Source organism: Streptomyces sp. NBC_01214, assembly GCF_026340975.1.
Lineage (GTDB): Bacteria > Actinomycetota > Actinomycetes > Streptomycetales > Streptomycetaceae > Streptomyces.
Genome location: NZ_JAPEOS010000001.1, coordinates 4,050,018 through 4,071,917 on the forward strand (window position 1 = coordinate 4,050,018; position 21,900 = coordinate 4,071,917).

Below are 21,900 nucleotides of genomic sequence, written 5' to 3' on the forward strand. Positions count from 1 at the left end.
GCGGGCTCCGCCCCGGCCGGGACCGTCAGGGGCGCAGCCCGGCGATCAGTGCTGAGGTCACGGCCCGGTCGGCCGGCCCGGTGTTCCAGTCGGCGTTCATCGGGCTGACGGCGATCCGGCCCGCGGTCACGGCCTCGACGTCACTGCCCTTGGCGGCGGGCCGCAGGTCGACCTTGACGGTCATCTTCCAGGTGCCGTCGCCCGCGTCGGTGAAGTCCGGTTCGAGCAGGGTCTGCGGATCCTGGAAGGTCGGGGACACACCCGCGGCCGTTCCCTTGCCGTCCGCGCCGACCACCGGGTGGTTGACGTTCAGGCCGACGCCCTCGGGCAGCAGCGGCCCGGACCGGGCCCGCGTCCGCAGTCGGTCGATCAGCTTGACGGCGAAGTCGAGCGTCGGCCCCATCGCGTTGACCGTGGTGACCGGGTCGGGCGCGCTGACGCCCCCGGTGCTCAGCGCGATGGCCGGTACGCCGTGCTCCAGCGCGGCGACGGCGCCGCCGACCGTACCGGAGTGGGTGGCGAGGCCGGCGACGTTCGGGCCGAAGTTGGTACCGGAGACGACCAGGTCGGGGGCGTCGCCCGCGAACACCTCGGCCAGCCCGAAGGCGACGGAGTCGCCCGGGGTGCCGTCGACGGCCCAGACCTTGGGCTCGGGGTGCTTCACGGTGATCGTCGGGGCGCTCATCATCTTCGTGCCGGTGCCGCTCTGGTTGGTGAGCGGGGCGACGATCGTGACGTCGTGCCCGGCGGCGGTCAGCCGCTCGAAGGCCTTGCGGATGCCCGGGGCGTCGTAGCCGTCGTCGTTCGTGAGCAGGATCCGCAACGGGCCGGCGGGCGCGGTCTGCGGCGCGGCGACCGCCGGGGCCGTGCCGGCCAGGGCCGGCGTGCACAGCAGCAGCGCGGCCAGCGGCAGAACTCGCTTGCGTCTCACAGGTGCTCCTTGGGAGGGGAGGGGGGCGAGGGTGAGCAGGGGTGGGGACCGGCGGGCGCACGACCCTCGGCGTGCGCCCGCCGGAGCTTGCGGACGGGCGGGCCCGGCAAGGGGTCAGCGCACGCTGCGGATCGGGAGGATGGCGAGCGCGCCGACCAGCGAGAGGGCCCCGCCGACGAGGAAGAGCGGGGTGTAGCCGCCCAGGCCGGTGACGACGGCCGAGGCGACGAACGGGGCGATGATCTGCGGCCCGGCGTTCGCGATGTTGAGGACGCCCATGTCGCGGGCGGCGTCCTCGGCCCGCGGGAGGACCAGGGTGACGAGCGCGGTGTCGACCGCCATGAAACAGCCGAAGGCGAGACCGTTGAGCGCGCTGAAGACGAGCATGCCGGTCCAGGTCGGGCTGATCACGGGGACCACCATGACGAGCCCGGCGAGGGCCGCCGATACGCCGACGAACACCTTGCGGCGGTTCCAGCGGTCGGACAACAGACCGCCCACCACGGTGGAGACGGCCATCGCGACCATCGACACCGGGGTGAGGACGGCCATGGCGGCGGGCGGGGTCAGTCCGTCGGGCAGCGTGATGTGGTCGCCCAGGATGTACAGCTGGTAGCCGACGACGGAGAAGTAGCCGAGGACCATCAGGGCCCGGCCGATGAAGGCCCACCGGAAGTCGTGGTTGGCCAGGGCTGAGAGGAAGGCGGCCAGTTGGGCGCCCTTGGGCCGGGCGGGCGTCGCGGCGGCGGGCCCGGTGCGCGGGACGTCCCGGCAGAAGGCGCTGAGCAGCAGGGCGGACCCGGCGACGACGGCACCGAGGACGAGGTAGCCGGTGCGCAGCTGGTCCGCGGTCCGGGAGGCGATGAGCACGCCGACCGTACCGCCGATCGGCAGGCCGAGTCCGACCAGTGCGGACGCGGTGCCGCGGCGGGCCGCGGGGATCCGGTCGGGCACGATCGCGGTGACCGCTGCCTGGTAGACGTTCATCGTCGCCTGGATCAGGCACCATCCGATGCCGACGAGCAGCGCCGTGCGCACGCTGCCGAGGAGGGCGAGGAGGACGAGCGAGGCCAGGCCACCGCCCACGATCCACGGGTTGCGGCGCCCGCTGCGATCGGAGAGGGCGCCGGCGATGGGGTTGAAGGCGGTGGCGAAGACCGCGCTGACGCCGCCGATCAGGCCGAGTACGGCGACCTTGTCGTCGGGGGCGATCGCCGCGACCTGGGTGGGTAGCAGGACGGAGCCGACGCCCATGTAGAGCGCCATCATCGCCGAGTTGGCGACCAGCAGGAGGAACAGGAGACCACGCCGGGGAGCGGGCTCCCCGGTCGGTGGTACGGACGGTTCGACGACTTCGGGCGTGGCCATGACGACTCCTCGGGGGACGGAGCGGGGAGGTGGCGTGCGAGAGGGGAGCGTGCGAGAGGGGAGCGTGCGAGAGGGGGCGGCCCGTGAACGGGCGCGGGACGGCGTCGCCGTCGGGGCGTGCGGTGGCGGACGACGTTCGTAACGTGATGTTGTTACACGTGTCACCAAGTGCGGTGGACACTGTGTAGCACCCATTCCCAGGCTTCGCCAGGCCCCGCGGCGGGTCGTTGTGCAGATCGTGACCCTGGGGGAGGGGCGGCGTGACGTCACGTGTAACCAGCTGTCGCAGCAGCCCGGTGCGGCAGATGTGTCAAGAAGTCCTCTTGCTCTTGTGGCGGTCGTGACGCATCGGCAATACTCCGTGCCGCACCGCGACGATCCCGTCGCCGATGGGCTTCCCGCCCGCCCCCTGCGCTGCCCCCGCCCCCGGCGCCACCGGGGCCCTGCGCCTGCCGCCGCGTTCCCGTGGCTTCCGGTCGCCCCCGAAGTCGTGTCCCGAAGTCGTGTCCCGAAGGTGTTCCCCTACGGCGCTCCCGGCGTCCGCCCTTGCGTTCCACCGTCCCGTGCCTGCTCTCCGCGTGCCCCCACCGCCTGGGGAGACGACCGCGAAAGGCCCGCCATGCTCCCCTCGCCCTCCTCCCCGCCGCCGTCCCGGCCGCCCCTGCCGGTCCGTCCGCCCCGGCACCACCTTCCGGCGGCCCCGCCGCGTCATGCGTTCGGCCTCGGCATCGCCCTCCTGGCCCTCGCGCTGCTGGCCGGGCTGCTGCTCCGGCTGGACCGGCGGCCCTTCTTCCAGGGGCTCGACGACCGCTGGGCGGCCTCGGTCAACGACTCCGCCACTGCGGGGTCCTCCGGCGCCGGCGGTGACGGCCTCGGTGGCCTCGCCACCGTCCTCGACCGGCTCGGCGGCCCGCTCGGTACGGTCCTGCCGCTGCTGGTGATCGGCTGCCTGTGCGTCTACGGGCGCTGGCGCTCGGGGCTGTTCGTCTTCACCGTCACCGTCGTTGCCAACCTCGTCGTGCTCCTGCCCCTCAAGCAGGTGGCGGACCGGCCGCGTCCGCCGCACCCGTGGGTGCTGGTGAGCGACGGCTCGTACCCCTCCGGGCAGGTGTTCAGCGCGGTGACGCTGGTGGTCTCCGTTGCGGTGGTGCTGTTCCCGCCGCGCGCGCGACGCTGGTGGTGGGCGTTCGGAGCCTCGTACGTCCTCGCCATGATGGGCAGCCGCACCTGGCTCCACGCCCAGTGGCTCAGCGACACCGTCGCCGGCGCCCTCGTCGGCGTCGGGACCTGTCTCGTCCTGTGGCGGGCCTTCGCTCCGCTGCTGGAGACGGAGTCCGAACGGATGGCCTCGAACAGCCTGTGGCTGTGAGGCGTGCGCCCCGGAGCTCAAATTATTGAGCAGCGTTGACGTTCGACAAAATTGCGCCATACTCTCGATCGGCAGCGCGCACCCCGCGCGCGGCAGCGAGGAAGGAACGGCTCATGCCTCACCCCCCAGGCCGGGACCGGACGGTGGTGGACCTGCCCGCAGGCCGCCTGCGCGGCGCGAACGAGGGTGGGGTCACGGTCTTCCGGGCCGTGCCCTACGCCGCCCCGCCGGTCGGTGACCTGCGCTGGAGACCCGCGCAGCCGCACGCCGGCTGGAGCGGCACGTGGGACGCCGCCGTCGACGGCCCGAGCGCGCCGCAGATGTACGTGGAGGGGGGTGACCCGGTGCTCGGCGGGCACGGGGTGCCCCCCTTCGACGAGGACTGCCTGACCCTGAACCTCTGGACGCCCGCCGTCGACGACGCCCGGCGCCCGGTCCTGATGTGGATCCACGGCGGGGGCTTCGTGTCCGGCTCCGGCTCGCTGCCCGGTTACTCGGGCGCGACCTTCGCGCGTGACGGTGACCTCGTCGTGGTGAGCATCAACTACCGCATCGGACCGCTGGGTTACCTCTACCCCGGTGACGGGGAAGGCGGTGGGGCGGGTGAACGTGGCGAGGCGGGTGGACGTGGCGAGGCGGGTGAAGGCGGCAACTTCTGGCTCACCGACCAACTCGCCGCCCTGCGCTGGGTGAAGGAGAACATCGCCTCCTTCGGCGGAGATCCGGACCGCATCACGGTCGCCGGGCAATCCGGCGGCGCGGTGTCCACCGCCGCCCTCGCCGGTCACCCGCAGGCCGAGGGCCTGATCCGGCGGGTGATCCTGCAGAGCCCGCCCTTCGGCCTGGACCTCCCCGGCCCGGAGGCGTACCTGGAGCGCACCGCGGCCTACTTGGAGCTGGCCGGAGCCAAGGACCTGGCGGAGCTGCGCGAGCTGCCCTGGCCCGAGCTGATCGGAGCGGGCGCCGGGCTGTTCGGGCAGACCATGCGGTGGGGGTACTGGCCGACGCCGTTCCTGCCCGTGATCGACGGAGTCACCCTCTGCGGCCACCCCGCCGAGGCCCTGCTGAGCGGGGCCGCGGTCGGCGTCGACGTCATGATCGGCTGGACGCGGGAGGAGGCCAACTTCGGCTTCGCCCTCGACGAGGGGTACGCCGCCGCCACCCGGGAGCAGGTGACCGACCGGATCGCGGACACCTTCGGGAGCGAAGCCGCGGCGGGCGTGTACGCGGCGTACGAGCGGGCCCGGCCCGGAGCCCGTCCCGTCGACGTCCTGATGGACCTCATCACGGACGAGCTCTTCCGGGTGCCGGCGGTGCGGCTGGCCGAGGCGCGCGCCGAGACGGGCAGGCCCGTATGGGCCTACCAGTTCGACCTGCCGACCCCCGCCTACGAGGGCCGTCTCGGCGCCGCGCACTGCCTCGAACTCCCCTTCGTCTTCGACAACTTCGACCAGTGGTCGCACGCGCCCTTCCTGGCCGGCCTCGCCCCCGCCGTCCGCGACGGCCTCGCGTACGCCATGCACCGTGCCTGGATCGCCTTCGTCCGCACCGGCGACCCCAACCATCCCGACCTGCCGCAGTGGCGGCCGTACGACACGCGCACCCGCACGACGATGCGCTTCGACTCGGTCGTGACCGCCCTCGCCGATCTCGCGGGAGCCTCCAGGCTCCTGCACACCCCCGCCCCCTTGATTTAACTCGTGTAACCTGAGAAGGAAGGAGTCACCCGAGCGAAACCGGTGCTCAAGTCGGACCGGTCCTCGAACGGATGCTCGATCCGAGCAGAAGGAGCGTCGAGGGACGATGACCAGAGACACCCACGTCCCCGCATCCATCACCAGCGCCGACGTGGCCCGCCTCGCCGGGGTGTCGCGCGCCACGGTCTCCTTCGTCCTGAACGACACCCAGGGTCACCGGGTCAGCGCCGGTACCCGTGCCCGGGTGCTCGATGCGGCCAAGCAGCTCGGCTACGTACCGCACGCGGCCGCCCGGTCCCTGCGCGCCGGCCGCAGCAACCTCGTCCTGATGCCCTCGTCGATCTCCGCGATCGGCCGCCTCGTCAGCGACTGGGTCGACGACCTGCACAGCGAACTCGACCGCTTCGGCTACACGGCCGTCCTGCACGCGGGCCGCTTCGCCGACCCCCTCGACGCCGCCCGGGCCTGGGCCGAACTGCGCCCCGCGGCCGTCGTCGCCCTGGACGGCGACCGCTTCACCGCCCAGGCGGCCGAGGTACTGGTCCGCGCGGGGGTGCGCGGCCTGCTGGCCTTCGCGTCCCGTCCCGTCGAGGGGGTGTACACCGTCGGCTTTGACCACACCCGGATCGGTGCCACCGCGGCCGAGCACCTCATCGCCCGCGGTCGCACCCGGATCGGCGTGGTCATGCCCCAGGAACGCGGCCTCGGCACCCTCGCCGAGCCCCGCCTCGCGGGCGCCGAGTCGGTGGCTGCGCGGCACCTGGCCACCGTTACTCCGCTGGAACTGTCCTACACCCGGGAGTCCGCGAGCGCGCTCGCCCGGCGCTGGCGGAGCCTCGGTCTGGACGCCGCCTTCACCTACAACGACGAGTACGCCGCCCTGCTGCTGCACGCTCTGCAGGCCGAGGGCATCACCGTGCCGGACGAGGTCGCCCTGGTCGGCTGTGACGACCTGGTCCTCTCGACGCTCCAGCAGCCCGCGCTCACCACGGTCCGGCTGGACATGCCGTCGGCCGCGCAGATCGCGGACGCGGTGCACGAACTGATCGAGACCGGAACGGCGGCGCCGGTGCCGGCGGTGAAGCCGGTCCTGGTCCACCGCCTGACGTCCTGACCGCCTGGCCTGCTGACCTCCTGACCTGGTGGCCTCCGTCAGTCCTCCACGGCCTGGTAGAGGGTGGTCCAGAAGTCGTGCATGAGCCGCGACGAATCCGGGGTGGACATCCCGACCGGGGTGAGCAGGATTCCGGTGAGCCGATGCTCCGGATCGGCGTGGGCGGTGGTGCCGGTACCGCCGTCCCAGCCGAACTGGCCGATGGGCGCGTAGCCGTTGCGGTGGGTGCGTACCGCCATTCCGAAGCCCCAGCCGCCGTGCAGTCCCTGCCCCACCGTCATGTGGGCGACGTTCGCGTACATGGCGTCCCGGGCGGCCTGCTGCCCGGACGTGAGGCGGTTGGTGGTCATCAGCTCGACGGCGGCCTGGGACAGGATCCGTTCGCCGTCGTGTACGCCGTGGTTCAGCAGCATCCTGAAGTAGGCGTGGTAGTCGTCGACGGTGGAGACCAGCCCGCCGCCGGCGCCCTGGAACGCCGGGGGCCGGCTGGACCTTCCGCCCGCCGCCTCGTCCCACACAAGGAACTCTCCGGTCTGCGGATCGGGCCCGTACAGGGGCGGTAGCCGGTCGATCCGGTCGGCGGGCACGTGGAAGCCGGTGTCCGCCATCCCCAGCGGGTCGAGGACGCGTTCGCGCAGGAACGCCTCCAACGGCCGGCCCGTGACCCTGGCGACCAGTACGCCGACCACCTCGTTGCTGAGGTCGTACTGCCATCGCTCGCCGGGCTGGTACGACAGCGGCAGCTCGCCGAGGCGGCGCATCCACTCGTCCGGCCCGGGCGCCGGCCCGGACGCCACGCTGTAGTCGAGACGCTCGAAGGCCGCGGCCCGGATCGGGGAGTCCATCAACGCGAAGTCCACTCCGAGCCCGAACGTGGAGGTCAGCAGATCCCGTACGGTGATCGGCCGACGGGCCGGAACGGTGTCCTCGAGCGGGCCGTCGGGCCGCTTCAGCACCCTCCGGTCGGCGAGTTCGGGCAACCAGGGGTCCACCGGTTCGTCCAGCCGCAGTCGGCACTCGTCGAGCAGGACCATCGCCGCCGCCATCGTGACCGGCTTGGACGTGGAGGCCATCCGGAAGATCGTGTCCCGGCGCATCGGCGCGCCACCGTCGTGGCGCATCGTCCCGATCGCTTCGACGCACGTCCGGCCGCCGTGGCTGACCAGGGCGACGAGCCCGGGGATCCGCTGGGACTCGACGTGCCGCGCCAGCACCTTGCGCACTCTGCGCAGCCCTGCTTCGGACAGTCCGCTGTCGCTCGTTCGTCTCATGGTTCCCCTTGTCCACGGTGTCGGATCCCCGGGGGCAGCCCGGGCCAGCCCCGAGGGCAGCCCCGGCGGCTCCACGACCCCTTCGAGGTGGCCGTGCGTCGACCCTGCACCCTGACCCGAGGTCAAGGTCAACACCCGTCGCGGACAAGGGTCGGTGCGGGCTACCCTCGCCCCGGTGATCGCCCCCCGCGCGATCACCCGGAACCCCCACGACCAGGAGGTGTGCTGAGCCGATGACAGACGGGCTCACGATCGGTCAGGCGGCGGCGTTCGTCGACGTCACGATCAAGACCGTGCGGCACTACCACCGGCTCGGCCTGGTCGCCGAGCCGGACCGCGACGGCTCCGGCTACCGGCGCTACCGATCGGCCGACCTGCTCCGGCTGGTCCAGGTCCGGACCCTGGCCTCGGCCGGCGTGCCGCTGGCCGAGATAGCCGACCTCCTCGACGCCGATCCCGAGAGGTTCGCCGCGGCCCTGGACGACGTCCGTCGCCGGCTCGACGAACGGATCGAGGACCTGATCGCACGCCGGGACACGCTGCACCGACTCACCGACGGTGACCGCGTCCTGCTGCCCGACCGGGCCCGCGCGGTCCTGGACCGACTCGCCGAGCTCGGCTTCGGACCCGACTACGTGGCCTCGCAACGAGAAGCCCTGGTGCTGGCCCGGGCACTCGTACCGGAGGTCTTCGACGGCTTCCTGACCCGGCTCCACCGCTCGCTCGACGACCCGGAGCACGTGGAGCTGACCCGACGCGGGGCGGATGCGGCGTCTTGGGACCCCGACGACCCGCGCATCGAGGAACTGGCGTCGCTGCTGACCGACAAGCTGCTGGCCGACCGGGCGCTCCTGACGATGCCGACGGCGTCCCGGGGCCGGTCCGACACCGCCTCCCGGTACGGACTGGTCAACCACCACCGCGAGGACCGGGCGCCGGCCATCGCCCGACTGAACGCACTGGTCGAGACGAACCTGCGCGCCGCCGGCATCGACGTCCCGTACCAGTGACGGCCGTCCGGGCGACCCGGCCTCGATCGGGCGGCGCGACGTCTCACTTGCCGCGTTCCGGGCCGTACGTCTCGCGGGCCGGTCGTCCCGCGTCCGGCGCCAGGGCCTCGGACTCCCCGGCACGCCACTCGTTCCAGGTTTCCGCGTCCTCCCGGATCGTCCCGCCCAGGTCCGCCCGGGACGTCAGGTAGAGGTGCCCGTGGAGCAGGACAGGGGCGTGGGCGTCGATGATCGACTTGTGGTCCGCGGGGAGTTCGCGTCCGATCTCCTGCTCCAGACGAAGCCAGGCGTCAGGATCGCCGGGCCGGTCGGGCCCCGGGCCCACCATGTCGAACACGGCCTGCAGGTGGTCGGTCATCGTGGTCCGAGCTGCTCGTCGGGGCACGGCCGTCACAGCATCGACCGTGCCTCCTCCGCGCCCTCGGCAGGGGTCCCCGGCCACGGGGACCGGAACCGGCCCGGCCGGTGCGCGGACCGGAGGACCCGCTCGCTCAGGCGGTACCCGCGCCCGCGGCCGCCCCCCGGCGGTCGTGGGCGCGGGCACGTTCCCGGGCGAGCGCCGGACCGAACAGCCACCACGCCACCAGTCCCACCCCCGCGCCCGCCGCGGCCCCGGCCACCGTGTCGCTGAGCCAGTGCGCGTGCAGCCAGGTACGGCTCCACATCATCGCCAGCGTGAAGGCCGCACCCCCGATCCACCACGCCCGCCGCCGGGCGGCCGGGACCAGCAGGACCCCGAGGACGACGACCAGGAGCGCCGCCGTGGCCGCGTGGCCGGACGGGAAGGAGCCGTGGTCGACGCGGACCAGCGGGTCGGCCGGGCGCGGCCGGTCCACCAGGTGCTTGAGGCCCTGGACGACCAGCATGTTGCCGCCGAGGGCGGCCGCGAGCAGGAAGCCGGCCGAGACCCAGCGCCTGCGCACGAGCAGCAGGATCAGCAGGGAGAGCGGCAGCAGCGCCCCGAGCGGCCCGCCGAACAGGTCCAGGGCCGCCGCGGCGGCCCGGTACGGCCCTTCGTGGGGGCCGCCCATCCATATCAGCCACCGGTCGTCCAGCTCCTGGAAGGGCGGATCCACGGTGTCGGCGCGGACGACGAGGGCCGGCAGTACGGCGGCCCCCAGGAGCAGGAGGCCCGCGCCGAGGACGCCGCGGCGGCGCGACGCCCCGGCCCCGGCGCGCCGGCCGGGCCCACCGGATCGATGCGGTCCGGCGGGTCTGCCGTACGGGGTGGTGGTGGTCGGGTTGCCGGACATGGCTGCCTCTCGTGACCGCGGCGGGGCCCGCGGCCGGGTGCGCTGTGACGGGAACGCGGAGGAACGCGGAGGGAACGCGGGGGCGCGGCCGTGGCCGCGCCCCCGCGGCGGAACAGGGGTGCGGGACCGGCGCCGTCAGACCCGCGTGCCGAGGTGCCGGGCCAGGAAGGCCACGCCCCCCTCGACGATGGCGGGGATGTCGGAGGAGCCGAGGAAGATGTGGTCGGCGCCCTCCACGGGCTGCAGGGTGACCTCGCCCCCGGCGCTCTCGAGGGCCGCGGCGAGGGCCTCGCTCTGGCTGTACGGGACCAGGCCGTCGTGCGTCCCGTGCACGAGCAGGAACGGCGGTGGATTGGAGCCGTCCGCGTACGTCACTGGGCTCGCGGCCCGCGCCAGGTCCGGCCGCTCGGCGACGGTGGCACCGAGCAGGGCCTCGTAGGGATCGGGGAACTCCGTACCGGGCATCGTCGGCATGGGCGGCAGGGGGTGCTCGGCCAGGGTGACGAGGTCGGCGACGCCGTACCAGTCGACGACGGCACGCACCCCGGTCTCGCCGGAGCCGACGCCTTCCGCGCCTTCCAGCGCCGCGCCCTGCGGGCTGTGGGGGCCGACGAGGCCGGCGAGGGCGGCCAGGTGACCGCCCGCCGACTCGCCCCAGACGCCGATGCGGTCCGGGTCGATGCCGAGGTCACCGGCGAACGCGCGGACGTAGCGGATCGCGGCCTTCACGTCGTGCAGCTGGGCCGGGAAGGGCGCTTCGAGGCTGTGCCGGTAGTCGATGGAGACGAGTGCGAGGCCGGCCGCCCGTACCGCCCCGTGCAGCAGGTCGGCGGGGACGGTCGGCGGCGGGTAGCGGCGGTCGCCGTCCAGCCAGCCGCCGCCGTGGATCCAGACGACCGCCGGGAACGGGCCCTCGCCGGCGGGCACCTGGACGTCGAGCAGCCGGGGGCGGTAGCCGGGCGTGGTCGCGTAGGTGATCCCGTCGAAGCGGCGGACGCCGTCCGCGCCCGTCACGGGCGGTACGGGGGACCGGTACGGCGGGGGCGGCCAGGTCATGTCGGCGATGTCGATCTCGGCGGGAGGAACGGGAGGAGATTGCGTCATTGCGGCCCTTCCAAATTCGGCGGTGTCCCGGTGGCGCGGTGGAGCGGAGTCCCGGTGGAGCGGTGGCTCTCTGGCCGGTGGGACGGACGCAGGCTTCGCGTCGTTTGTCCGGAATGCTTGCGCGAGTCACCGGGGGAGGCGTAGCGTGTTACACGTGTAATCAAGGACTCTAGCGACGCGTTTCCGCTGACCACAAGCCCAGAAACGATCCATGTTTGGGATCAGTTACACGAGCTACCGCAGTGGCGCCGCCGCCTTCCCCCTCCGGGAGCACGTCATGCTCACCATCGCCGACCCCTCTGCGGTCCCCGCGGCCCGAAGCTTCGTCCACTGGGTTTCCGACCCCGTCGCCGCGAGCGTTCCGCAGGTCAGGTCCCGGGTGCGGGCCGTCCTCGACGGCTGGCGGGTCCCCGTCGACGTGCTGGACGCCCTGTCGGTGGTCGTCAGTGAACTCGTCGGGAACGTCGTCCGGCACGCGGGCGTCGCGGGGCGGATGCGGGTCGCCGTCGCGGAGGGGGGCGGCTGGCTCCGACTGGAGGTCGCCGACCGGGGCTCCGCGCTGCCGCGGCTGCCCGCGCCCCGTACGGAGGTCGACCCGGAGTCCGAGGACGGGCGCGGGCTGCTGATGGTGCAGCTGCTGACGGCCGAACTGGGCGGCGAACTCTTCGTCGTGTCCCAGGAGTTCGGCAAGGCGGTCCGGGTCCGCATCCCCGTCCTCTGAGTCGCGGCAGGGTGCCTGGAGGCTGCTCTCGTATAGCGATGTGTTGACGGTCGCCAAATATTCAACATACGGTGCACCCATCTCCCCGCTGCTCCCTGATCGAGGTGCCGCCCCATGGAGCTCTCCCCTTCCGCATACGCCGATTCCTTCTGTCGTGATCGGCTTCCGCCCTTCCTCCTCTGGCCCGAACTCCACTTCGAACTACCGGAGTTGGAGTACCCGGACCGTCTCAACTGTGCCCAGCGCCTGCTCGACGACGCCGTCGAGCGGCACGGCCCCGACCGCCCCTGTCTGCTCACCCCGACCGAGCGCTGGACCTACGGCGAACTGCAGCACCGCGCCAACCAGGTCGCCCAGGTCCTCACCGAGGACTTCGGCCTCCGGACCGGCAACCGCGTCCTGCTGCGCGGCCCCAACAACCCCTGGCTCGTCGCCGCCTGGTTCGGCGTCCTGAAAGCCGGTGGGGTCGCCGTCACCACCATGCCGATGCTGCGCGCCGGAGAACTCGCCGAGCTCACCGACATCAGCCGGCCCTCGCTCGCCCTGTGCGACCACCGCTACGCCGACGAGCTCGACCCGGGCCGCCGCCCCGGTCCGCCCGGCCCGCCGGTCCTCACCTACGGGGGTCCCGGGCCGGACGACCTGGCCGCGCGCTGCGCCGCCAAGGACGGCCGGTTCACCACCGTGGTCACGGCCGCGGACGACGTGGCGCTGATCGCCTTCACCTCCGGTACGACCGGTCGGCCGAAGGCGACCCTGCACTTCCACCGTGACGTCCTGGCCAACGCCGATACGTTCTCGCGGCACGTCCTCAAACCCCGCCCGGACGACGTGTTCACCGGCACACCGCCGCTCGCCTTCACCTTCGGGCTCGGCGGGCTGGTGGTCTTCCCCCTCCACGCCGGGGCCGCGACCCTGCTGATCGAACAGGCGGCTCCGCTACAGCTGGCCGAACTCGTGGCGGAGCACGGCGTGACCGTGCTGTTCACCGCGCCCACGGCCTACCGCGCGATCATGGAGGCGGGGGCGGTGGACCGACTGGCCGGGCTGCGCCGCTGCGTGTCCGCCGGCGAACCGCTCCCGGCCGCGGTGTGGCACGAGTTCCATGCCGCCACGGGCCTGCGCATCATCGACGGCATCGGCGCCACCGAGATGCTGCACGTCTTCATCTCCGCGGCCGACGAGGACATCCGCCCCGGTTCCACCGGCCGTCCCGTTCCGGGTTACCGCGCCGCGGTGGTCGACGAGAACGGCGACCCCGTCCCCGACGGACGACCCGGCCTCCTCGCGGTCACCGGTCCCACCGGATGCCGCTACCTGGAGGACCCGCGCCAGGCCTCGTACGTCAGGAACGGCTGGAACATCACCGGGGACACCTACGTCCGCGACGCCGAGGGCTACTTCTGGTACGTCGCCCGCAGCGACGACATGATCGTCTCCTCCGGCTACAACATCGCGGGCCCCGAGGTCGAGAAGGCCCTCGTCACGCACCCGTACGTCGAGGAGTGCGCGGTGGTCGGGGCCCCGGACGCCCGGCGCGGCATGCTCGTGAAGGCGTACGTCGTCCTGGGCGCCGGTGTCCCGGCCGACGGGGCGACCGTCCGCGAGCTCCAGACCCACGTCAAACAGACCATCGCCCCGTACAAGTACCCGCGCGCCGTCGAGTTCGTCACCGCGCTCCCGCGCACCGGCACCGGTAAGCTCCGGCGCGGTGAACTGCGCGAACGCGCCCGCACCGAAGCCGCCCCCGGCCCCGAAGCCGCCCCCGGCCCCGAAGCGGCCCCCGGCGCCGAAGCCATCCCCGGCCCCGACGCCGCCCCCGAGGCAGCCCCTGCTCCCGCGCCCGTCGAGCCGGCCGGCGTCGTCGTCGAACGCCGCGTCGAGTGGACCGACACTGATGCCGCCGGCCACTACCACCACTCCACCGTCGTGCGCTGGGTCGAGGCGGCCGAGGCCGTCCTGCTCCAGCGCCTGGGCCTCTCGCACCTGTTCGGCAGCACGCCCCGGGTCCACTTCGAGGCCGACTACCGGGCCCGCCTCTGGTTCGGGGACGCCGTGCGCACCGAACTCAAGGTCACCAAGGTCGGCACGGCCTCCCTGCACTACGCCTTCACCGTACGGGGCGCGCAGGGCGGCGAGGCGGCCAGGGGCCGCATGGTCATCGCCCACTCGGCCGCCCACGCCACCGGGGCGACCCCCTGGCCCGCCGAGGTACGGGACCTGCTCGGCACGGCGGGACCGCAGCAACCGGAACTACTCACCACCGCACCATCAGCAGGAGGCACGCCGTGCGCGTCGCAGTCATAGGAGGAGGGCCCGGCGGACTGTACTTCGCGGCCCTCACCAAACAGCTCTCCCCGCACTGGGAGGTCACCGTCTGGGAACGCAACGCCCCCGACGACACCTTCGGCTTCGGGGTCGTCTTCTCCGACGAGACGCTCGACGGCATCGCCCAGGCCGACCGCGAGGTCTACGAGGCGATGTCGGCCGAGTTCGCCCGCTGGACCGACATCGACGTCCGCCACCGGGGGAGCACCCTGACCTCGGGCGGCCACGGCTTCGCCGCCCTCGGCCGGCAGCACCTCCTGCGCATCCTCCAGCAGCGCTGCGCCGACCTGGCGGTGGACGTCCGCTACCGCACCCAGTCCCCGCCCGCTGCCGAACTCGCCGCCGACTACGACCTGGTGGTGGCGTGCGACGGCGTTCGGTCGGCCACCCGCGCCGCCTACGCCGACACCTTCGCCCCCGACCTCGACGAGCGGTCCGGCCGCTACATGTGGCTCGGCACGGACAAGGTCTTCGAGGCCTTCACCTTCATCGTCGACGAGCACGACTTCGGCACCCTCCAGGTGCACGCCTACCCCTACGACGCCACCCGCTCCACCTTCATCGTGGAGATGGCGCAGGACGCGTGGCGGCGCGCCGGCTTCGAGGAGTTCGCCGACCGCGACCATCCGCCCGGCACCAGCGACGAGGACAGCATCCGGCGCTGCGAGGAACTCCTCGCGGGCCACCTCGACGGCCACCGCCTGATCCCCAACAACTCCAAGTGGCTGCGCTTCACCACCGTCCGCAACAGGACCTGGCGGCACGAGAACGTCGTCCTGCTCGGCGACGCCGCCCACACCGCGCACTTCTCCATCGGCTCCGGCACCAAGCTCGCCATGGAGGACGCCCTCGTGCTCGCGGCCAGCCTGCACGAGCACCCCGACGTGCCGACCGCCCTCGCCGCGTACGAGCAGGAGCGCAGGCCGGTCGTGGAATCCACCCAGCGCGCGGCCCAGGCCAGCCTGGAATGGTTCGAGCACATCGACCGGTACACCGGCCAGGACCCGCACCAGTTCGCCTTCAACCTCCTCACCCGCAGCCGCCGCGTCACCTACGACAAGCTGCGCGTGCGCGACGAGGGCTTCACCACCGCGGTCAACCGCTCCTCGGCCGTGCCGCCGATGTTCCGCCCCTACCCGCTGGGCGGCCTGCTGCTGCGCAACCGGGTCGTCGTACCGCCCACCGCCCTGCACACCGCGCGCGACGGGGTCCCCGGCGACTTCGACCTCGTCCACCTCAGCACGCAGGCCGTCGGCGGTGCCGGGCTGGTCCTCGCCGGAATGACGGCCGTCAGCGCCGACGGCCGGGCCACCCCCGGCTGCCCCGGCCTGTGGAACGACGAACAGGAGGCGGCCTGGCGGAGCCTCACCGACTTCGTCCACGGCCAGAGCGACACCTGCCTCGGCATCCAACTGACCCACGCCGGACGTCGCGCGGCCACCCACGGCGGCGGGCGGCCGGTCGCCGCCTCGGCACTGCCCTGGGACGAGCGGAGCCCGGTGCCGCGCGAGGCCGACCGGGCCGACATGGACGCGCTCGTACGGGACTTCGTGGCCGCGGCCCGGCGGGCCGACCGGGCGGGCTTCGACGCGCTGGAACTCCAGTACGGGCACGGACACCTGCTGTCGGGCTTCCTGTCCCCGCTGACCAACCTGCGCACCGACGCGTACGGCGGCGATCTGGCCGGAAGGCTGCGGCTCCCCCTCGAGGTGCTGCGCGCCGTACGGGAGGCGTGGCCGGCCGGCAAGGCCCTCCTCGTGCGGATCTCCGCCGCGGACTGGGCCGAGGGCGGCACCACCGAGGCCGACGCCGTCCGGATCGCGGGCGCGCTCGCCGAGGCGGGCGCCGACGCCATCGACGTCTCCACCGGCGAGGTCGTCGCGCACGAGCGTCCCCGCTACGGCCGCAGCTACCAGACCCCGTACGCCGACCTCATCCGCAACGCCACCGGGGTCCCCACCATCGCCGTCGGCGCGATCTCCACCTACGACGACGTGAACTCGATCATCCTGGCCGGCCGGGCGGACCTGTGCGGCGTCGGCCGTGCCCAGCTCCACGACCCGCTCTGGACCCTGCACGCCGCGGCCGCCCAGGGCTACCAGGGCCCGGCAGCGCCCTGGGCCCGCGCCTGGCGGGCGGGCAGCGGGCGGCTCCCGTCGGCGCGCACCGACCGGATCCCGCCGCGCCTCGAACTCCTGCGGCAGCCCGCCGAGTCCGTCCACCGCCGCTGGCTGCCCCGCACAGCCGTTCCCGCCCACCCTTGAGCCCGGAGGTACCCCCGCCCATGGACAGGGACCACCCGCCCCGCTTCACGGCAGCGGCCGTCCAGGCCGCGCCCGTCTACCTCGATCCCGCCGCCACCGTCGACAAGGCCGTCGCCCTGATCGCCGAGGCCGCGGCGGGCGGCGCCGAACTCGTCGTCTTCCCGGAGGCGTTCGTCCCCGGCTACCCCTACTGGAACTGGACGATGAACCCGGTCCAGGGCTCCCCCTGGTTCGAGCGGCTCCAGCGCGCCTCCGTCGACGTCCCCGGCCCGCACGTCGACACCCTGCGCGCGGCGGCCCGCCGGCACGGCGTCGTCCTCGTCATCGGGGTCAACGAGCGGGCCGCGCACAGCCTCGGCGTCCTCTACAACACCCTGCTCACCATCGGACCCGACGGCGAACTCCTCGGCGTGCACCGCAAGCTGGTGCCGACCTGGGCCGAGAAGCTCACCTGGACCGGCGGCGACGGCAGCTCGCTGGTCGTCCACGACACCCCGGTCGGCCCGCTCGGCGCGCTGGCCTGCGGCGAGAACACCAACACCCTGGCCCGTTTCGCCCTCCTCGCGCAGGGCGAACTCGTCCACGCCTCCTGCTACATCGCCCTGCCCGTCGCCCCCGCCGACTACGACATGGCCGACGCGATCGCCGTCCGCACCGCCGCCCACAGCTTCGAGGGCAAGGTCTTCTCCGTCGTCGCCTGCTCCACCGTCTCCCCGGAGATCGTGGACGCCGTCGCCGGGGACGACGAGGAGCTGCGGAAGCAGTTCACCCGCCCCCGCAGCGCCCTGTCCGGGATCTTCGGCCCCGACGGCCGACCGGTCACCGAGCCCCTCGTCGACGACGAGGGCATCGTCTACGGCGAGATCGACCTCGCCCGGTGCATCCAGCCCAAGCAGATGCACGACATCGTCGGCCACTACAACCGCTTCGACGTCTTCCGCCTCGAAGTGGACAACCGCCCGAGGCCGCCGGTCACCTTCACCGCGCCCGCTGCTGCCGCCGCGCCGACCGAGGCGTTCACCGCTCCCGCTGCTCCCGCTGCTCCCGCCGCTCCCGAGGAGGACGTATGACCATCGAGCAGGACGACACCGTGCTCGGCCGTGCCCGGGTCTTCGACACCCCCGAGCTCACCGCGTACTACGAGGAGCTCGGCACCCTCGACGCGGGCGCCCTGTGGACCGTCGCCAACGACATCGAGCCCTGGTACCCGCAGCCCCGGTCCGTGCCCGTGCTGTGGCGCTACGCCGACCTGCGCCCCCTGGTCCACAAGGCCCTCGGCCTCGTCAAGGGCGACGACGCCGGCCGCCGGGTCGTCATGCTCGTCAACCCGGGCCGCAAGGAGGTCAGCGCCGCCGCCGGACTCCTCTACACCGGGCTCCAGATCATCGGTCCCGGCGAGGCCATGACCGCACACCGCCATCAGGCGGCGGCCCTGCGCTTCGTCCACGAGGGCACCGGGGCCTGGACGATCGTCGACGGCCAGAAGCTGAAGGTGGGCCCCCGCGACTTCGCCATCACCCCCAACGGCACCTGGCACGAGCACGGCAACGACGCCGACGACGCCCCCGTCATCTGGCAGGACGGACTCGACATCCCCCTGGTCAACGCCCTGGACGCCGGGTTCTACGAGGTCCACCCCGAGCTGTACCAGACCCCCGGAAAGGTCATCAACTCCTCGGTCCTGACCTACGCGGCGAACCTGCTGCCCTACGGGGCGGAGAAGTGGACCCGGCCCTACTCGCCGCTGCTCGCCTATCCCTGGGAGCCCACGTACGAAGCCCTGCGGGGCCTCGCGAAGGCGACCGAGGGCTCCCCGTACGACGGGGTCATCGCCGAGTACACCAACCCGGTGACGGGTGGCCCGGTCATGCCGACCATGGGCGCCCACATGCAGCTGCTGCGCCCCGGCCAGGCCACCCTCGCCCACCGCCACACCGGCTCGGTGATCTACACGGCGGCCAAGGGCCACGGCGTTTCGGTGATCGCCGGACAGCGCTTCGAGTGGAAGCAGGGCGACATCTTCTGCGTCCCGTCCTGGGCCTGGCACGAGCACCACAACCTCGACCCGGCCGAGGACGCCTGCCTCTTCTCCTTCAACGACTTCCCCGTCATGCGCTCGCTCGGCTTCCACCGGGAAGAGGCGTACGCCGACAACGGCGGCCACCAGCCCACCACCTGAACCGCTCCGCCCCGCACCCCCTCATACGCAAGGAGCCCCCATGCGATTGGTCAGCTACACCCTCGACGATGCTTCGGTGCGTCTCGGCGCCCAGGTCGACGACCTCGTCGTGGACCTCACCACCCTGGCCCGGCGGGCCGGCGCGCAACTGCCCCCGGACCTGCTGTCGTTCATCCGGGCCGGCGCCGGCGCCCAGGAGGCCGCGCGCGGACTGCTGGCCGCCGGACCCGCCGCCTGGCCCGCCGAGGCCGTCCACCGGATCGGGGCCGTGTCCCTGCGGGCCCCCCTGCGACCCGGCAAGATCATCGGCGTCGGACTCAACTACATCGAGCACGTCGAGGAGTCCAGCCGCAGTCTCGACACCGACAAGGACCTGCCGCCGCGCCCCGTCCTCTTCGGCAAGCCCGCCACCGCCGTCACCGGCCCCGGAGCGCCGATCCTGCACAACGCCGACCTGACCACCCAGCTGGACTGGGAGTGCGAACTCGCCGTGGTCATCGGCCGCACCGCCTTCCGGGTGAGCGAGGAGGACGCGTACGAGCACATCTTCGGCTTCAGCATCGTCAACGACATCAGCGCCCGCGACCAGCGCCGCTCCGGACAGTGGTTCTTCTCCAAGGGCCAGGACTCCTACGCCCCCTTCGGCCCGGTGGTCGTCACCCGCGACGCGATCCCCGACCCGATGGCCCTCGACCTCTCGCTGCGCGTCAACGGCGTCACCAAGCAGAAGTCGAACACCCGGCACATGCTCTTCCCCATCGCCCGCCTCATCGCCGACATCAGCTCCGGCATGACCCTGGAGCCCGGCGACGTCATCGCGACGGGCTCACCGTCCGGCGTGGGCGCAGGCATGGTCCCGCCCGAGTTCCTGCGCCCCGGTGACACCGTCGAGGCCACGGTCGAAGGCATCGGCACCCTGACCAACCCCGTCGTCGACGCCCGCTGACCCGCCCGGGCAAGAAGGAGTACCCGTGTCACCCCGCACCTACCGCATCGGCCAGATCGTGCCGAGTTCCAACGTCACCATGGAGACGGAGGTGCCGGCCATCCTCCGGGGCCGCCAAGCCGTCGTCCCCGACGAGCGCTTCACCTTCCATTCCAGCCGGATGCGCATGACCCACGTGACCCCGGAACAGCTGAGGGCCATGGACGCCGACTCCGACCGCTGCGCCGTGGAACTCTCCGACGCCCGGGTCGACGTACTGGGCTACGCCTGCCTGGTGGCCATCATGAGCATGGGCCTCGGCTACCACCGCATCTCGGAGCAGCGCCTGCGCGCCCGGACCGCAGAGAACGGCGCGCCCGCCCCGGTCGTCACCAGCGCCGGAGCCCTCGTCCACGGGCTGCACACCATCGGCGCCCGGAAGATCGTGCTGCTGGCCCCCTACATGCGCCCGCTCACGCGGACCGTCGTGGACTACCTGACGCACGAGGGCATCGAGGTACTCGACCACAAGTCCCTCGAAATTCCCGACAACCTGGACGTCGCCGCCCACGACCCGGCCCGGCTGCCGGGTCTCGCCCGGGCCCTGGAGTACGCCGACGCCGACGCGGTCGTGCTCTCGGCATGCGTGCAGATGCCCTCGCTCGGCGCCATCGAGGAGACCGAGCAGCTCCTCGGCAAACCGGTGGTGTCCGCGGCGGTCTGCACGGCCCACCAGCTGCTGCGCTCCCTGGACCTGGACGCGGTGGCACCGGGGGCGGGCCACCTGCTGTCGGGCGCGTACGCACGCTCACCGCTGCCCGGGCAGCCCTGAGCCGCCGGCTACCGCACGGGAGGCGGCACCGTGTAGTTCGGGACCGAGGGGTCCTTCGGGTCGAACGGCGTCGGCTTCCGGCTCGCCGGCGGCGGATCGGCTCCACGGTTCGGGTCCTGCGGGATCTGCGACGGGCCCGCAGGGGTCCGCCCCGGCCCAGACCCGCCGGTGGCCGAAGAACTCGGTTCCGCGGCCGGCGTCGAAGCCGGAGCGCCCGGCTGCCCGGTCGCCGGCTCCGAGGGGGAGGGGGCCGGCGGGGCGGGGGACGGGGTCGGGGCCGGGGCGCCCGGCTTCCCGGCGTCCGGTCCCTCAGCGCCGCCGGAACAGCCGGCCAGCGTCAGGGCGACCGCCAGCGCCACGGTCACGGCGCCCGCCACCCGCTCTCCGGAACCCATGCCCACCACCCGCCCGTCCCGCACGCACGCACGCCCGTTCGGGTCGGGCGATCGTGGCTCAGCCGCGCGCCGCCGCCCCCGGCAGGATGATCGTGACCCCGCGCCCGGCCGCCGTGCCCATGGCGGCCAGCGCCGCCGGGGCCGCCTCGAGCGGGATCGTCGAGGTGACCAGAAGGTCCGGCCGCAGCACCCCGCCGCGGACCATTTCCATCATCGGCGGGTAGGCGTGCGCCGCCATGCCGTGGCTGCCGAGGACCTCCAGCTCCCAGCCGATCACCCGGTCCATCGGCAGGGCGGCCGCGCCGGCCGCCGCCGGCAGCAGTCCCACCTGTACGTGCCGCCCGCGCCGGCGCAGCCCGGCCACCGAGGCCGCCGCCGTCGCCGGTGATCCCAGCGCGTCCAGGGACAGGTGCGCGCCCCCGCCGGTCGCGTCCCGGACGGCCTGCGCGGTGTCGGCGCCGTCCCGGGCGTCCACGCAGTGCACGGCGCCGAACTCCCGCGCCAACTCCAGCGCCCCCGGCGCCGTGTCCACGGCGACCACCCGGGCCCCGGCCGCCGCCGCGATCATCACGGCGGAGAGCCCCACCCCACCGCAGCCGTACACGGCCACCCATTCGCCCGCCGCCACCCGGCCCCGCGCCACCACCGCCCGGAACGCCGTCGCGAAGCGGCAGCCGAGACCGGCCGCCGTCGCGTACGAGAGCTCCTCGGGGACGGCCACCAGGTTCACGTCGGCGCGGTCCAGGGCCACGTACTCGGCGAAGGACCCCCAGTGCGTGAACCCGGGCTGCGTCTGCCGCGCGCACACCTGGTGGTCACCGGCCGCACAGTCGGCGCAGCTGCCGCAGGCGCACACGAACGGCGCCGTGACCCGGTCGCCGACCCGCCAGTTCATGACGCCGGACCCCACGGCTTCGACCACACCGGCGAGTTCGTGCCCGGGGACGTGCGGCAGCACGATGTCCGGGTCGTGCCCCATCCACCCGTGCCAGTCGCTGCGGCACAGCCCGGTGGCTTCCACCCGCACCACCACCCCGCCCGCCGGCGGACCCGGCTCGGCCACCTCCCGCACCTCGGCCTGCTCGCCGTACCGCTCGAAGACCACCGCTCGCATGGATCCCGCCCTCCGCTCGACCGAC

The 21,900-nt window shown here is 73.3% G+C and carries 19 protein-coding genes and 1 pseudogene; 12 read left to right on the plus strand and 8 right to left on the minus strand.

Going from position 1 to position 21,900, the window contains the following annotated elements; translation table 11 throughout:
- Positions 1 to 25: 25 nt before the first annotated feature.
- Both surE and OG594_RS19020 read right to left on the minus strand, forming a co-directional pair.
- Positions 26 to 931: a 5'/3'-nucleotidase SurE gene (surE, locus tag OG594_RS19015; protein WP_266600442.1), complete on the minus strand. Its 906-nt coding sequence runs from the start codon at positions 929 to 931 to the stop codon at positions 26 to 28.
- Positions 932 to 1,045: 114 nt separating this feature from the next.
- Positions 1,046 to 2,299, minus strand: coding sequence for an MFS transporter (locus tag OG594_RS19020; RefSeq protein ID WP_266600444.1), 1,254 nt, complete (start codon positions 2,297 to 2,299; stop codon positions 1,046 to 1,048).
- Positions 2,300 to 2,918: 619 nt separating this feature from the next.
- Here OG594_RS19020 and OG594_RS19025 point away from each other — a divergent pair.
- The 3 genes from OG594_RS19025 (at position 2,919) to OG594_RS19035 (ending at position 6,479) form a co-directional block, all read left to right on the plus strand.
- A complete protein-coding gene (locus tag OG594_RS19025) occupies positions 2,919 to 3,668 on the plus strand; it encodes a phosphatase PAP2 family protein (RefSeq protein ID WP_266600446.1) in 750 nt (249 codons plus the stop codon).
- A 113-nt stretch (positions 3,669 to 3,781) separates the two neighbouring features.
- A complete protein-coding gene (locus OG594_RS19030; protein WP_266600448.1) occupies positions 3,782 to 5,365 on the plus strand; it encodes a carboxylesterase/lipase family protein in 1,584 nt (527 codons plus the stop codon).
- A gap of 106 nt (positions 5,366 to 5,471) precedes the next feature.
- Entirely contained in the window at positions 5,472 to 6,479 is a 1,008-nt protein-coding gene (locus tag OG594_RS19035) for a LacI family DNA-binding transcriptional regulator (RefSeq protein ID WP_266600450.1), read from the plus strand.
- A gap of 38 nt (positions 6,480 to 6,517) precedes the next feature.
- On the opposite strand, the gene OG594_RS19040 is transcribed toward OG594_RS19035, so the two are convergent.
- A complete protein-coding gene (locus OG594_RS19040) occupies positions 6,518 to 7,750 on the minus strand; it encodes a serine hydrolase (RefSeq protein ID WP_266600452.1) in 1,233 nt (410 codons plus the stop codon).
- A gap of 233 nt (positions 7,751 to 7,983) precedes the next feature.
- On the opposite strand from OG594_RS19040, the gene OG594_RS19045 reads away from it, so the two are divergent.
- Entirely contained in the window at positions 7,984 to 8,760 is a 777-nt protein-coding gene (locus OG594_RS19045; protein WP_266600454.1) for a MerR family transcriptional regulator, read from the plus strand.
- Between the two features lie 43 nt (positions 8,761 to 8,803).
- Here the strand turns inward: OG594_RS19045 and OG594_RS19050 are convergent, their stop codons facing one another.
- The 3 genes from OG594_RS19050 to OG594_RS19060 all read right to left on the minus strand — a co-directional run bounded on the left by OG594_RS19050 (position 8,804) and on the right by OG594_RS19060 (position 11,117).
- Entirely contained in the window at positions 8,804 to 9,118 is a 315-nt protein-coding gene (locus OG594_RS19050) for a hypothetical protein (protein ID WP_266600456.1), read from the minus strand.
- 133 nt (positions 9,119 to 9,251) lie between these two features.
- Positions 9,252 to 10,013, minus strand: coding sequence for a phosphatase PAP2 family protein (locus OG594_RS19055; protein WP_266600458.1), 762 nt, complete (start codon positions 10,011 to 10,013; stop codon positions 9,252 to 9,254).
- 135 nt (positions 10,014 to 10,148) lie between these two features.
- The gene (locus OG594_RS19060; RefSeq protein ID WP_266600460.1) at positions 10,149 to 11,117 is read right to left on the minus strand and encodes an alpha/beta hydrolase; all 969 of its coding nucleotides are present in this window, start codon (positions 11,115 to 11,117) and stop codon (positions 10,149 to 10,151) included.
- 211 nt (positions 11,118 to 11,328) lie between these two features.
- Between OG594_RS19060 and OG594_RS19065 the strand changes: the two genes are divergently transcribed.
- The 8 genes and pseudogenes from OG594_RS19065 (at position 11,329) to OG594_RS19100 (ending at position 20,366) form a co-directional block, all read left to right on the plus strand.
- Positions 11,329 to 11,838 carry an ATP-binding protein gene (locus OG594_RS19065; RefSeq protein WP_266600462.1) on the plus strand — a complete coding sequence of 170 codons (510 nt, stop codon included), beginning with the start codon at positions 11,329 to 11,331 and terminating at the stop codon, positions 11,836 to 11,838.
- Positions 11,839 to 11,952: 114 nt separating this feature from the next.
- Positions 11,953 to 13,563, plus strand: a pseudogene (locus tag OG594_RS19070) (AMP-binding protein); the annotation flags it as partial.
- The gene (locus OG594_RS19075; protein WP_353962635.1) at positions 13,555 to 14,145 is read left to right on the plus strand and encodes an acyl-CoA thioesterase; all 591 of its coding nucleotides are present in this window, start codon (positions 13,555 to 13,557) and stop codon (positions 14,143 to 14,145) included. The pseudogene OG594_RS19070 and the gene OG594_RS19075, both read left to right, overlap by 9 nt.
- Positions 14,127 to 16,430, plus strand: coding sequence for an FAD-dependent monooxygenase (locus tag OG594_RS19080; protein WP_266600464.1), 2,304 nt, complete (start codon positions 14,127 to 14,129; stop codon positions 16,428 to 16,430). Before OG594_RS19075 ends, OG594_RS19080 begins: the two co-directional genes overlap by 19 nt.
- A 20-nt stretch (positions 16,431 to 16,450) precedes the next feature.
- Positions 16,451 to 17,500 carry a carbon-nitrogen hydrolase family protein gene (locus tag OG594_RS19085; protein WP_266600466.1) on the plus strand — a complete coding sequence of 350 codons (1,050 nt, stop codon included), beginning with the start codon at positions 16,451 to 16,453 and terminating at the stop codon, positions 17,498 to 17,500.
- Positions 17,497 to 18,609 carry a cupin domain-containing protein gene (locus tag OG594_RS19090; RefSeq protein ID WP_266600468.1) on the plus strand — a complete coding sequence of 371 codons (1,113 nt, stop codon included), beginning with the start codon at positions 17,497 to 17,499 and terminating at the stop codon, positions 18,607 to 18,609. The genes OG594_RS19085 and OG594_RS19090 overlap by 4 nt, the downstream gene beginning before the upstream one ends.
- Before the next feature lie 40 nt (positions 18,610 to 18,649).
- Positions 18,650 to 19,555: a fumarylacetoacetate hydrolase family protein gene (locus OG594_RS19095; RefSeq protein ID WP_266600469.1), complete on the plus strand. Its 906-nt coding sequence runs from the start codon at positions 18,650 to 18,652 to the stop codon at positions 19,553 to 19,555.
- Between the two features lie 79 nt (positions 19,556 to 19,634).
- Complete coding sequence (locus OG594_RS19100) at positions 19,635 to 20,366, plus strand: Asp/Glu racemase (RefSeq protein WP_266603038.1); 732 nt, start codon at positions 19,635 to 19,637, stop codon at positions 20,364 to 20,366.
- 8 nt (positions 20,367 to 20,374) lie between these two features.
- Here the strand turns inward: OG594_RS19100 and OG594_RS19105 are convergent, their stop codons facing one another.
- Both OG594_RS19105 and OG594_RS19110 read right to left on the minus strand, forming a co-directional pair.
- Positions 20,375 to 20,761, minus strand: a complete 387-nt coding sequence (locus OG594_RS19105; protein ID WP_266600471.1) for a hypothetical protein — start codon at positions 20,759 to 20,761, stop codon at positions 20,375 to 20,377.
- Positions 20,762 to 20,819: 58 nt separating this feature from the next.
- Positions 20,820 to 21,875, minus strand: a complete 1,056-nt coding sequence (locus tag OG594_RS19110; protein ID WP_266600473.1) for an alcohol dehydrogenase catalytic domain-containing protein — start codon at positions 21,873 to 21,875, stop codon at positions 20,820 to 20,822.
- Between the last annotated feature and the right edge of the window lie 25 nt (positions 21,876 to 21,900).

Coding starts and splice junctions, on each gene's coding strand:
- OG594_RS19090 (WP_266600468.1), top strand. CDS start 17,497: ATGACCATCGAGCAGGACGACACCGTGCTCGGCCGTGCCCGGGTCTTC.
- OG594_RS19055 (WP_266600458.1), bottom strand. CDS start 10,013: ATGTCCGGCAACCCGACCACCACCACCCCGTACGGCAGACCCGCCGGA.
- OG594_RS19050 (WP_266600456.1), bottom strand. CDS start 9,118: ATGACCGACCACCTGCAGGCCGTGTTCGACATGGTGGGCCCGGGGCCC.
- OG594_RS19040 (WP_266600452.1), bottom strand. CDS start 7,750: ATGAGACGAACGAGCGACAGCGGACTGTCCGAAGCAGGGCTGCGCAGA.
- OG594_RS19035 (WP_266600450.1), top strand. CDS start 5,472: ATGACCAGAGACACCCACGTCCCCGCATCCATCACCAGCGCCGACGTG.
- OG594_RS19095 (WP_266600469.1), top strand. CDS start 18,650: ATGCGATTGGTCAGCTACACCCTCGACGATGCTTCGGTGCGTCTCGGC.
- OG594_RS19065 (WP_266600462.1), top strand. CDS start 11,329: ATGTTTGGGATCAGTTACACGAGCTACCGCAGTGGCGCCGCCGCCTTC.
- OG594_RS19110 (WP_266600473.1), bottom strand. CDS start 21,875: ATGCGAGCGGTGGTCTTCGAGCGGTACGGCGAGCAGGCCGAGGTGCGG.
- OG594_RS19045 (WP_266600454.1), top strand. CDS start 7,984: ATGACAGACGGGCTCACGATCGGTCAGGCGGCGGCGTTCGTCGACGTC.
- OG594_RS19030 (WP_266600448.1), top strand. CDS start 3,782: ATGCCTCACCCCCCAGGCCGGGACCGGACGGTGGTGGACCTGCCCGCA.
- OG594_RS19085 (WP_266600466.1), top strand. CDS start 16,451: ATGGACAGGGACCACCCGCCCCGCTTCACGGCAGCGGCCGTCCAGGCC.
- OG594_RS19025 (WP_266600446.1), top strand. CDS start 2,919: ATGCTCCCCTCGCCCTCCTCCCCGCCGCCGTCCCGGCCGCCCCTGCCG.
- OG594_RS19105 (WP_266600471.1), bottom strand. CDS start 20,761: ATGGGTTCCGGAGAGCGGGTGGCGGGCGCCGTGACCGTGGCGCTGGCG.
- OG594_RS19100 (WP_266603038.1), top strand. CDS start 19,635: ATGGAGACGGAGGTGCCGGCCATCCTCCGGGGCCGCCAAGCCGTCGTC.
- OG594_RS19060 (WP_266600460.1), bottom strand. CDS start 11,117: ATGACGCAATCTCCTCCCGTTCCTCCCGCCGAGATCGACATCGCCGAC.
- OG594_RS19020 (WP_266600444.1), bottom strand. CDS start 2,299: ATGGCCACGCCCGAAGTCGTCGAACCGTCCGTACCACCGACCGGGGAG.